Annotated in this window: 11 protein-coding genes; all 11 read right to left on the reverse strand. The window is 42.8% G+C overall.

What is annotated here, in order from left to right; translation table 11 throughout:
• Positions 1–29 precede the first annotated feature (29 nt).
• Positions 30–764, reverse strand: coding sequence for a 6-phosphogluconolactonase (gene pgl / locus OEV42_06830; GenBank protein MDH3973976.1), 735 nt, complete (start codon positions 762–764; stop codon positions 30–32).
• A gap of 261 nt (positions 765–1,025) precedes the next feature.
• Positions 1,026–1,499, reverse strand: coding sequence for a transcriptional regulator NrdR (gene nrdR / locus OEV42_06835; protein MDH3973977.1), 474 nt, complete (start codon positions 1,497–1,499; stop codon positions 1,026–1,028).
• Positions 1,496–1,951 (reverse strand): cytidine/deoxycytidylate deaminase family protein, encoded by a 456-nt coding sequence (locus tag OEV42_06840; GenBank protein ID MDH3973978.1) that lies wholly within the window; start codon positions 1,949–1,951, stop codon positions 1,496–1,498. Before OEV42_06840 ends, nrdR begins: the two co-directional genes overlap by 4 nt.
• On the reverse strand, positions 1,942–3,198 hold the full coding sequence (locus OEV42_06845; protein ID MDH3973979.1) for a serine hydroxymethyltransferase: 1,257 nt from the start codon (positions 3,196–3,198) through the stop codon (positions 1,942–1,944). Before OEV42_06845 ends, OEV42_06840 begins: the two co-directional genes overlap by 10 nt.
• 107 nt (positions 3,199–3,305) lie before the next feature.
• Positions 3,306–4,688 (reverse strand): L-seryl-tRNA(Sec) selenium transferase, encoded by a 1,383-nt coding sequence (selA, locus tag OEV42_06850; GenBank protein ID MDH3973980.1) that lies wholly within the window; start codon positions 4,686–4,688, stop codon positions 3,306–3,308.
• Positions 4,689–4,711: 23 nt separating this feature from the next.
• Entirely contained in the window at positions 4,712–4,987 is a 276-nt protein-coding gene (locus OEV42_06855; protein ID MDH3973981.1) for a hypothetical protein, read from the reverse strand.
• A gap of 21 nt (positions 4,988–5,008) precedes the next feature.
• Positions 5,009–7,339: an endopeptidase La gene (lon, locus tag OEV42_06860; GenBank protein ID MDH3973982.1), complete on the reverse strand. Its 2,331-nt coding sequence runs from the start codon at positions 7,337–7,339 to the stop codon at positions 5,009–5,011.
• 108 nt (positions 7,340–7,447) lie between these two features.
• Positions 7,448–8,089: a 16S rRNA (guanine(527)-N(7))-methyltransferase RsmG gene (rsmG, locus tag OEV42_06865; protein MDH3973983.1), complete on the reverse strand. Its 642-nt coding sequence runs from the start codon at positions 8,087–8,089 to the stop codon at positions 7,448–7,450.
• 13 nt (positions 8,090–8,102) lie between these two features.
• Positions 8,103–9,977, reverse strand: coding sequence for a tRNA uridine-5-carboxymethylaminomethyl(34) synthesis enzyme MnmG (gene mnmG, locus OEV42_06870; protein ID MDH3973984.1), 1,875 nt, complete (start codon positions 9,975–9,977; stop codon positions 8,103–8,105).
• A 194-nt stretch (positions 9,978–10,171) separates the two neighbouring features.
• A complete protein-coding gene (gene mnmE, locus OEV42_06875) occupies positions 10,172–11,557 on the reverse strand; it encodes a tRNA uridine-5-carboxymethylaminomethyl(34) synthesis GTPase MnmE (protein MDH3973985.1) in 1,386 nt (461 codons plus the stop codon).
• A 9-nt stretch (positions 11,558–11,566) separates the two neighbouring features.
• Positions 11,567–12,241 (reverse strand): Jag N-terminal domain-containing protein, encoded by a 675-nt coding sequence (locus tag OEV42_06880; protein ID MDH3973986.1) that lies wholly within the window; start codon positions 12,239–12,241, stop codon positions 11,567–11,569.
• Positions 12,242–12,245 lie beyond the last annotated feature (4 nt).

The raw sequence follows: 12,245 nt of genomic DNA on the forward strand, positions 1-12,245 counted from the left end.
GTGGTATATTTAAAATTCCACTGTCTATATCACTCTGAAGCGGCTTTATCAATGAGCCAGACCACATTGCCTTCACATTCATTAGCAATACTCACAGGATATTTATTCAATAAAGTCTTTTCTTCCTGCACTTCCTTCAATATATGCGCTTTTTCTTTTCCACTGACAAGAATAAGAATATTGGAAGCTGTCTTAATAAGCGGTGGTGTTATTGTTATACGATATGAATCCAGCTTTTCCACATAGAGATAGTCAACAAGCTTATCCATTTCAAAAAGTGTTTTTGTGCCGGGAAAGAGTGATGCCGTATGACCATCTGAGCCCATACCAAGAATAATCAAATCAAAGATGGGAACATCATTATTTTTATGTTTAATTATTTCTGTGAGTTCAAGACTGTATATGTGGGCTGCCTTTTCACCTTTTTCTCCTTCGATCCTGTGAATATTTGATTGAGGAAGATCAAGTTTCTTTAGAAGGACTTCATTAGCCATGCCGTAATTGCTCTGAGCATGATCCTGACAAACTGTTCTTTCATCACCCCAAAAAAAATGCACATTTTTCCAGTCTATCTTTTTTTTATAATTATCTCCGGAAAGAAGGCAGTAAAGCGCTTTTGGCGTAGAGCCACCTGATAATGCAACGTAGAAAGCGCCCTTCTTATGAATCGATTGGCAGGCATAGTTAATGAATAAACCCGCTCCCTTCATGGCGAGTGCTTTGGCGTCGCGGCAGAGTAATATTTTATGGTCAGGTGAAATCAAAGCGTTTATGCCTTTATCTACAATAAAATGTTATTAAGTTTAGAATAAGTCCAGGGATAACCTGTGGATAATTTCTCCGGGGACATTTACACAAGCAGGTATGTTTTTTTCCACATAATTACTATTCAAAAAAACATTTTAAAAACAAGTAGTTATATTATTTTTTAACACACTAACAGGCCCTACTGCTACTACTATATTTTTTTATATATAGAGATAATTATTAGCAGGAAAGGCCTTTATCTTTGTAAGAGCAATTTATTATTTTCCTTTTTTTTTCGAGCTTTCATGTAATAAACCTTCAAGCTCATTCATAAATTCGCTAATGTCTTTAAATGACCGGTAAACGGAAGCAAACCGGACATAGGCAACTTCATCAAGACCGTGAAGCGCATACATTACTTTTTCACCCAGTTTTTCACCTTTAATCTCTTTAGCTTCACTTTCGTGCAGTTCTTTTTCTATATCATCGACAATAGATTCCATCGTTTCCATACTGATAGCTCTTTTCTCACAGGCTTTCTTAATGCCGGAAAGAATTTTATCTCTGTCAAATGGTTCTCTGCGACCATCTTTTTTTACCACCATAGGAAGAATTTCTTCAATTCTTTCGTAGGTAGTAAAACGCATATTGCAACTCTGACATTCCCTTCGCCGTCTGATTTCAAGACCTTCCTTGGTCAGTCTTGAATCAATAACTTTATTTTCTATATCAGAGCAGAAGGGACATTTCATTTTTTGAGCCTTTCCATGACAATACCTGATTCTTCAATCATTTCTTTACCGAGTTCATCCATATAGCCTTCTTTATAGATGATTCTAATGATTCCCGCATTGATGAGCATTTTTGAGCAGATGGAACAGGGAAGATTGGTACAGTAGAGGGTAGAGTCTTTTATCGATGTGCCGTGATAGGCTGCCTGGATGATAGCGTTTTGTTCTGCATGGAGACCTCTGCAGAGTTCGTGACGTTCCCCTGAGGGAACATTTAATTTTTCTCTAAGGCATCCGGTTACCTCACAGTGAGTAATGCCGGAAGGAGCGCCATTATACCCCGTTGAGAGGATATTCTTATCTTTAACAATGACGGCTCCAACCTGGCGGCGGAGACAGGTAGACCTCTTTGAAACCAAAGAGGCTATCTCCATAAAATATGAATTCCAATCGGGCCTTTTGTTTAATTGCAGGCTTTCAATCTGTCCTGGTATATGGGGAATTTCTTGCAAAGTTCCTTAACCTCGCCTTTAATCTTTGATTGAAGCTGTTTATTTTCAGGGTCGCTAAGTATCTGATCGATGAATGATGCTATTATCTTCATTTCAGGATTTTTAAGGCCTCTGGTGGTTATGGCAGGCGTGCCTATTCTTATACCACTGGTAATGAAAGGGCTCTGTGTATCAAAAGGAATTCCATTTTTATTTACTGTTATCCCGGCAAGATCGAGCGCTTCTTCAGCGACTTTACCGGTGAGGTTCTTGGGAGTGAGATCAACAAGCATAAGATGATTGTCAGTTCCGCCGGATACGATGCGGTAACCTTTCTCTTTTAGCGATGCGGCAAGAGTGACTGCATTTTCGAGCACTTGTTTTTGATAGGCTTTGAATTCATCGCTCATGGCTTCCTTAAATGCTACAGCCTTGGCGGCGATGACATGCATGAGGGGTCCACCCTGAATTCCGGGGAAGATACGGCTATTAATATCTTTTGCGAAACGCTCCTGACACATGATCATTCCCCCTCTCGGGCCTCTCAGTGTCTTATGGGTAGTCGTTGTAACAAATTCAGCAAAAGGAACGGGACTAGGATGAAGGCCGGTGGCAACAAGACCGGCAATGTGGGCGATATCGACCATAACACATGCGCCGGCCTTGTCTGCAATTTCTCTGAATTTTTTGAAGTCGAGAATTCTCGGATAGGCGCTGGCGCCGACAACGATCAATTTTGGTTTATGTTCGATGGCGAGTCTTTCTACTTCGTCGTAATCTATATATTCTGTTTCTTTATCAACACCGTAGGGAACGACATTATAAAGTCTGCCTGAAAAATTAACAGGGCTTCCGTGTGTAAGATGTCCGCCGTGGGCAAGGTTCATTCCCAGGATGGTATCACCGGGTTTGAGCACGGCAAAATATACACCCATATTGGCCTGGGAACCGGAATGTGGCTGTACGTTTACATGTTCTGCGCCAAAGATCGTCTTAGCTCTTTCAATAGCAAGCTTTTCAGCAATATCGACATATTCGCAACCGCCATAATATCGCTTATCGGGATAACCTTCGGCATATTTATTGGTTAACAGGCTTCCCTGAGCTTCCATAACTCTTTCACTGACCAAATTTTCAGAGGCAATCAGTTCGAGCTGGAATTCCTGTCTTTCAGTTTCTTTGCAAATAGAGTCAAAAAGTTCAGGATCAAAATCTTTCAGTAAAGACATAGTAAAAAAACCTTTCTCGAGTAATATATTCGGCAGATAGTCAAACCGGCTAGAATAGAGTTTGAAACGGAAAATTATATGTTATAAAGGATTATTTTTCAAGAAATTTAAAGAGGCGTAATCGTATTTGGAACGATATCATCAACGTTGTCAATGCAGCGGAGATCAAGCAAGAAAGTATTTTTATAAATTCTACCGATAATAGGCGGGTTGCTCATCCTGAAAATTGAGGCTATTTTGCCGGCGGAAAGTTTTTTATGCTTAATTGCAAGGGCGAGAGAAGGAATTGATTCGCCGGGTAAGGAGCCGCTGCCTGGTTCAGATAAAGTTTTAGTTATTTCAATTTTGATATTAGCGCTTAATTTTTTTGATAGTTTTTCTTGCGCATTGACTGCCAGAGAATTTAATTCATCAATTGAACGGGTCAGGTATCTAAGGGTTGGCACTTTTTTAAAAGGCCTTTTATCTGTGAGGTAGATTTTTAATAGGGATTCAAGCGCCGCCAATCTGATCTTATCGATCCTTAGCGCCCGTTTTAAAGGGTTTTTATTAATCTTTTTTATTAATGATTTTTTACCTGCAATGATTCCGCACTGAGGTCCGCCCAACAGTTTATCGCCGCTGAAAGTAACAAGATGCGCACCTTCTTTAATGCTGTCTGAAAGTAGTGGTTCATTGGGGAGATCAAAGCCGGAAAGATCGAAAAGTGACCCGCTGCCGAGATCTTCAATTAAGGGCAGAGAATAAGTGGAAGAAAGATTGCCTAGTTTCTGTAGGGGAACTGATTCGGTGAAGCCTTCTATACGGTAATTGCTGGTATGAACTTTGAGTAATGCGCCTGTTTTCTTGGAAATAGCGTTTTCATAGTCACTGAGTCGGGTCCTGTTTGTTGTGCCGACTTCAAGCAATTTACAGGCGGAAGATTTAATTATATCGGGAATTCTGAAACTTCCACCGATCTCAACAAGTTCACCCCTGGATACAATAACTTCTTTTCTTTTTGAAAGTGTATTTAAAACAATTAAAACGGCGGCAGCGTTATTGTTTACAACGGTAGCCGCTTCTGCGCCGGTGAGACGGCAGATCAGATTTTCAATATGATCGTCGCGCTCACCTCTATGCCCGCTCTGTATATCGTATTCGAGATTTACAGGCTCGGAAGCACAAAGCCGAATGTGTTCTATAGCCTCTTCAGGGAGGAGCGATCTGCCAAGATTGGTGTGGATAACGGTGCCGGTGGCGTTTATTACTTTTTTTAGAGAGGGACCTATTGAATCAGTAATTATGGTATTAACCTCATCAAGAATACATTGAGAAGAGAGACTGATTTTTTTACCGGACAGAATATCTTTGCGGCAGCGCTCTAAAGTCAATCGAATTGTTTCCGTCAGCCACTGTCGTGAATATTTATGAATAAGTTCTTTAAAGAGTGGATCAACAAGGAGACTTTCAACAGAGGGTACTTTTCTCAGTTCTAAATTATTGTTCATTTAAAATTGCTGTTTTAGGGATGTTATTTGAGTTTTTTCTTTTCACCTATTATCCATCCAATGAGCATGCCGAGCAGTGTTCCGGCGATAAGGTGAACAATCGGCATAAAAGTGAAGTAGTCCGTTATGACACCGATATAGAAATATATATAGTCGAAAACAAGACCGACAATAAGCCCTGTTACGGCGCCTGTTACGATATATTTTGATGATCCTCTTTGGGAGGGATTTTTTTCATACTCACTCTTAAGCTCAATGGACTCACCGCAGTGAGGACATTTTATTTCTTTTAAAGACATAAATCACTCCAATTTATTCGTTTATTTTTTCTTTAATGCATGGTTGATAACTTCATCGATGTTATCAATGAAAATAAATTTCATTTCATTAACAACATCCTCGGGGAGGTCATCAAGGTCTATTTTGTTCTTTTCAGGAAGAATGACAGTGCTTACACCTGCTCTTCTTGCGGCAAGTACCTTTTCCTTAACGCCGCCAATAGGTCTTACTTTTCCGCTTAAGACGATTTCTCCGGTCATAGCGACATCTCTCCGGGCAGGTCTTTCCGTAAGAAGAGAGACGATAGCCGTTGCAATAGTAATACCTGCGGAAGGGCCGTCTTTCGGTATAGCGCCGAGAGGAACATGAACATGAATGTCGAAATTATCATAGAAATTTTCATCTATTTTAAATTCTTTAGCATGACTTCTCACATAACTAAGCGCTGCCTGTGCTGATTCACGCATGACTTCGCCGAGAGAACCGGTGAGAATCAGTTCCTTTTTACCTTTCATTTTAAGGGCTTCGACAAAGATAATATCACCCCCTGTTACCGTCCAGGCAAGACCTGTAGCGACGCCAATTTTGTCTTTTTCTTCGGCAACTTCTCTGTAAAACTTTCTCGGGCCGAGAAGATCGGAAACGTCGTCGGCTTTAATCTTTTTTCTTTCTTTTTTATTCTGGGTAATCTCTCTTGCAACTTTACGACAGACAGAAGCAATCTCCCTTTCCAGGTTTCGAAGTCCGGCCTCTCTCGTATATTCCTTGATGATCTTTACAATTCCTTCTTCAGTAAACTTGAGTTCGTAGTCTTCAAGGCCGTTTTCAATGGTCTGTTTCGGTATCAGATATTGAAAGGCAATTTTCTCTTTTTCTTCTTCCGTATATCCCGACAGGGTAATTACTTCCATCCTGTCTTTAAGCGCCGGTGGAATGGGGTCGATAATATTGGCCGTCGTTATAAACATGACACTTGTCAGATCAAAAGGAAGATCGAGATAATGGTCGGTAAATGAAAAGTTCTGCTCGGGATCGAGAACTTCAAGAAGCGCCGATGCGGGATCGCCTCTGAAATCCTGGCCCAGTTTATCTACCTCATCAAGCATAAAGACAGGATTATTATAGCCGCACCTGCGTATTTCCTGGATAATCCGGCCGGGCAGGGCACCCACATAGGTGCGCCGGTGGCCTCTTATTTCAGCTTCATCACGCATACCGCCCAGGGAAATTCGGATAAACTTTCTACCGAGAGACCGGGCAATCGATTTACCCAGGGACGTTTTACCCGTGCCGGGAGGGCCGATGAAACAGAGAATGGGCCCTTTCATCTTGGTTTTGAGTTTTCGAACGGCCAGATATTCAAGAATGCGTTCTTTTATTTTTTTAAGATCATAGTGGTCTTCATTGAGTATTTCTTCGGCGCGATTAATATCCAGATTATTTTCTGTGGCTTTATTCCAGGGGATATATATGAGGTAATCGAGATAGGTTCTTGACACCGTATATTCAGCTGAGGCGGGATTCATCTTCTCAAGTCTGTCCAGTTCTTTTGTTGCTGTCTCTAAAACTTCCTTTGGCATGCCGGCTTCTGCTATTTTTTCGCGAAGTTCATTAATATCAGCTGTATGCGGGTCCTCTTCTCCAAGCTCCTTTTGAATGGCTTTCATTTGCTGTTTCAAAAAATACTCCCGTTGATTTTTACCCATCTCCTTGGTAACGTCTTGTTGGAGTTTGGTCTTGACTTGCAGGCTTTTAACATCTTCATTTAAGAGTACGAAAGCTTTTTTGAGTCTTTCAAGGGGATCAATGGTTTCAAGGATCTGCTGAGATTCTTCTACGGACAAAGGAAGGTAGACGGCAATTAGATCGGCGAGCCTCGCCGGATTATCGATTTTTTCAATCATGCTGAGAACATCTTCAGGAAGAGGACGGCCAAGGGTAAGGGCCAGTTTGAACATTGCATTGACGCTTTGAACAAGCGCATCGATGACAAGGCTCCTTTCCTGGAACTCATTTATTATTTCGATATTTGCTTTGAGGATGGGAGATTCCTCGATGCTTTCCTTGATCTTGATGCGGGCAAGACCTTCGACGAGAATTTTGATGCCACCCTCGGGCAGATTAATGAGCTGTCTTATATTGGCGGCTGTACCGATTTGATAGATGTCGTTAATGGTGGGGTTTTCTTTTGTCGTTTCTTTTTGAGCTGAGAGTCCGATGAGGTGATTTCCCATCATGGACTCATTAATGGCATTGATTGCCTCCGGTCTTGTAAAGAAAAGGGGAACAACCATGAATGGAAAAATAACCGTATCCCGCAGAGGAACAAGAATTAATTTATCAGGAATTTGAGGTTCTTTATTTTCATTCACAAAAAGGTCTCCCTCATACTTTTACTAATTATTATTCTAGTGAGAAGATTGCAAAGAGTCAAATATTATAAGCGCCGTGAAAAATAATGGAATGTTCCACGTGGAACATTAGATTTTTTTATAAATAAAGAGTTTTCTCTTTATTTTGTTAAAAGGCAACAGGTAAGAGAATTCTTCAACCCTTTCAAAGCCGGCGGGTTGGGTGGGGTCCGTGAGGGGTGTTTTAAGACAGATAAGATAAGCGCCGCTTTTCAGAAAGGGATGTGCCCAGGAGGAAAGCTCATCAATATGGGTAACGGCTTTCGATGTGGCCCAGTCAAAAGATAAAGGTATAAGGGGGGATGACGCTCCTGAACCGAAGCGCATACATAGGGCGCCGGCGGAATGAAGATCCAGCTTGCGGAGAATATTTCGAATAAAGAAAATCTTCTTTTCGATGGAATCAGTAAGCGTTACATGAAGTGAAGGATCTCCAATTTGAATAGGCAGGCCGGGAAAACCGCCACCTGAACCGATATCCAGCAGGCGATCATTTACATGTTTTTTTTTATTTATAAAAAGCAGGGGCGCCAGGGAATCAATGAACAATTCTTCAATAAGTCTTTTTTCATCATTGAGGAGGGACGTAATGTTGATTTTATCTCCCCATTTTTTCATTTCTTCGAATAATAAGTGAAAATAACTGAGTTGGTTGTTGGAAAGAGAAAGACCAATTTCCAGGGCGCCCTTATGTAAAAGATCTTTATTCATGGTGAAAATTAGTTTAGAAATGGCCTGTTTTTTTAAGGTATACCATGAGCATCGAGATCGAGGCAGGGGTGATGCCCGATATCCTGGAAGCCTGCCCCAGTGAGCGGGGCCTTAATTGGGATAGTTTTTCAGACACTTCGATTGAGAGGCCGGGAATTTTTTTATAATCGAGCTGATCGGGCAGGGTCTGGTTTTCATGCTTTTTAAAACGGGCAAGCTCGTCGAGTTGTCGCTTTATGTACCCGTCGTATTTGGCATGAATCTCTATCTGCTCGATAACATCGCCCGGCAAGTGTTCAATTTCCTCCAGTTTAAAATCAAGCAAATCGGTATAGTTTATTTCCGGCCTGCGGAGGAGGTCAAAAAGGGAGACAGAATCTTTCAGCGGCCGACAGCCAATTGCAATTAGCTTTTTTTCCCCTTTCTGGCCGGGCTTGATGCTGAGTTTTTTAACCTTTTCCAGGTTCCTCTCTATGTTTTCCTTTTTTTCGGTAAATATTCTGTAGCGCTCGTCGGACACAAGGCCTATGGTTCTTCCCCTGTCCGTCAGTCTCATGTCGGCGTTATCTTCTCTGAGCAAAAGTCGGTATTCTGCGCGTGACGTAAACATGCGGTACGGTTCACTTGTTCCCTTTGTAACGAGATCGTCAATGAGTACGCCTATGTAAGCTTCCGACCGGTCGATGAGGAAGGGATCTTTCTCCTGAACCTTAAGAGCGGCGTTGATACCGGCAACAAGACCCTGCGCAGCCGCTTCTTCATAGCCCGAGGTGCCGTTAATTTGTCCCGCAAGAAAGAGGCTGTTTATTTTCTTGAGTTCCAGTGATGATGAAAGCTCGGTAGGATCAACATAGTCATATTCAATGGCATAGCCCGGCCGCATTATCTCCACCTTCTCAAGACCCGGTATGGATCTTAACATATTGAGTTGAACATCTTCAGGCAAGGAGGTTGATAAGCCGTTAGGGTAAATTTCGGTTGTTTCATACCCTTCCGGTTCGAGAAATACCTGATGCCTCTCTTTATCGGCAAAACGCATTATCTTGTCTTCAATGGAAGGGCAATACCTGGGACCGATACCTTCGATGACACCTCCGTATAATGGAGAACGGTCAAGGTTGTCTGTGATGATTGCGTGCGTTGTTTTATTTGTGTAGGTAATGTAACAGGGCATCTGTTTCCGTGTAATTTTCTCTGTAAGAAAAGAAAAAGGAAGAGGGTCACTGTCGCCGTGCTGTGCTTCGAGAGATGAAAAGTCGATAGTTTTTGCGTCCAGTCTCGGATTGGTACCCGTTTTCATTCGGCCCATTTTGAGATCAAGTTCTTTCAGGTCGTCAGATAGCGCTGCTGATGCCGGGTCACCTGCCCTTCCGGCAGGAAAATTGGTCATGCCGATATGGATGAGGCCTTTCAAAAAAGTGCCCGTCGTAATAACAACCGCTTTAGAGCGATATTGAACGCCCTGTCTTGTAACGACCCCGGCAACAGAGCCTTTGTCAATGATAAGATTATCAACCATACCCATTTTTATATCCATATTGGGAGTGATCTCCATGACCTTTTTCATTCGAAGGCGATAGAGTTGTCTGTCGGCCTGGGCACGGGAAGATCTGACGGCAGGCCCTTTCCTGGTATTAAGACGACGGAATTGAATTCCTGTAGCATCGATATTGACAGCCATCTCTCCGCCCAGGGCGTCGATCTCTTTGACGAGGTGTCCTTTTGCCAGGCCACCAATGGCAGGGTTGCAGGACATGAGACCGATAGTATCGAGATTGATAGTGAGTACAAGCGTGGAACAACCCATTCTTGCGGCGGCAAGGGCAGCTTCACAACCGGCATGCCCGGCGCCGATCACAATAAGGTCGTATTTTTTTTTGTATTCCATTTATTTTCCCACTGAAGGTGTTCCACGTGGAACACCAAAAAAATCAACAAATTTGACAAAAAAACAGCTTTTATATTTTCTCTCTATCCCCGTTTTGTTAAGAGATCAAGGGCTTACTATTCCTTTTAGGTGAGGTCTTGTTGCAGGGCAAATATGGCCCGATTTTAAGGTGTTGAGTTTCTTGAAAATGAAAATTATTTTCCAATACAAAAGTCTGAAAAAATTTTCGTCAATATCTGTTCCGGTGTCGTATCTCCTGCCACCTCCCCTATTTTATCAAGGGCTTCCTTAATATCAATGGAGAGTAATTCGTAAGGCGCATTCTCCGTTAAGCCCCGACGCGCACTCTTAAGTAAATGAAAAGCCTCCTCCAGCCCCACCTTATGTCTTTTTCTTGATATAACAACATCAGGTGAAATATCACTGCTGTGATGAAGGAGTGTTTCATACAAAGCATCTTTAAGCGTTTCAATACCTTCTTCCCTGGAAATGGACAATGAAACGGCATTTATGCCGACAGCGGCAGATTTGATCTTTTCCACTTCACCGGGCGCTATAAGGTCCGATTTATTAATAAGGAGAATTATTCTGTCATTAGTCATTTGATGAAGCGATTCTTTGTCTGATGCGTGGAGGCCCTCTTCATCGACCATATAAAGAACGATATCTGCCTGGTCAAGTTTTTCCCTGGTTCTTCTGATTCCTTCTTCTTCGATAATATCGGCAGTATCTCTTATACCGGCAGTATCGATGAGATTGACAGGGACTCCCCTAATATTAATCACCTCTTCGATGACATCGCGGGTTGTTCCGGGAACGGCGGTGACGATGGCCCTCTTTTCCTTTAGAAGCGCATTAAGCAGACTCGATTTACCCACATTGGGTCTTCCTGCGATAACGACGTGGATCCCTTCCCTGATGATTCTCCCCTCTTCATAGGTGTCGAGAAGTTTCCCTATTATATTAAGCGCTTCCTCTATTGCTTTATCGATATTCATAAAGGAAGCCTCATCAATATCTTCCTCGGGAAAGTCGATGTAGGCTTCAACAAGTGACAACGCTTCTATGAGGTAATCCCTTACACCGGCCAGAGCCTCTCTAAGGCCTCCTTTGAGTTGAACCTGTGCAACTCTTAAGCTGCGGTCTGTTTTTGCCCTGATAATGTCGATGACGGCTTCGGCCTGGGAAAGATCGATTCTTCCGTTTAAAAAAGCCCTCCTTGTAAATTCACCGGGAGCAGCGCCACGGATACCTGACCTTAAAAGAAGCTCCATAACAGATTGAAGTACTACCGTACCGCCATGGCAGTGGATTTCTACCACATCCTCCCGGGTAAATGAATTGGGTGACTTCATGTAAGTGAGCAGGCATTCATCGATGGTTTTTCCATCGGAAGGGCTGATTATTTCTCCCAGATAAAGCCTGTGACTCTGGTAGGACGTTTTTTCTTTTCCCGGTTTGAAAAATCTGAGCGCTGATGAGAGGGATTGGGGGCCGCTGATCCTGATGATGCCGATGCCACCTTCGCCGGCAGGCGTGGAGATGGCTGCTATGGTATCTTCCTGGTCATAGACCTTCATGACAAAGAATCATGCTTTGGCAGGCGGAAGAACGACGACCTTTTTTTCTTCTCCGAACCCTTTGCTTTCGGTCATCAGTCCTTCTTCCTTGACGGTCATGTGAATAATTCGTCTTTCACCGGCAGGCATAGGAGGAAAAGTATAGCTCCTGTTTTCCTTTTTTACGCTATAGATGGCCTTGCGGGCCATTCCTTCAAGCTTTGCCTTCCTGCGGGCACGATAATCGGCACAGTCAACGACGATTCTTTTGCCGCGGGTGGCGCGAAGATTGTCGGCAATCTTGTTGACCAGGTACTGATAGGCATCCAGATTTTTTCCCTTTCTTCCAATAAAAAGGGATTCTTCCGTTTCGGACAGGGAAACCATTAAAATAATTTCATCAAAGGTTTCTTTAGCATCGACCTTGCCCTTAAGAGACGTTAGAAGAAGCAGTTTTTCGAGGGCTTCTTTTGCAGCAGATGCTTCCTCACCGGCCAGACTGCCTCTATCCTGCCTTTCAGCTTCCCCTCCGGCGTCTTTGATTACCCTGATGGCAGCCTTTTTGCCCCATGAGATACCGAGCAGTCCTTTGCTTTTATCCTCAAGTACTTCTATAGTCAATGACTCTCTGTTCCGGCCGAGTGTTTTTTCTGCAAGCGCTATGGCCTCTTCGAGTGTTTTTCCTTCGAATGTTAAATCAGACATGAAT

This window comes from Deltaproteobacteria bacterium, assembly GCA_029860075.1.
Lineage (GTDB): Bacteria > Desulfobacterota > JADFVX01 > JADFVX01 > JADFVX01 > JAOUBX01.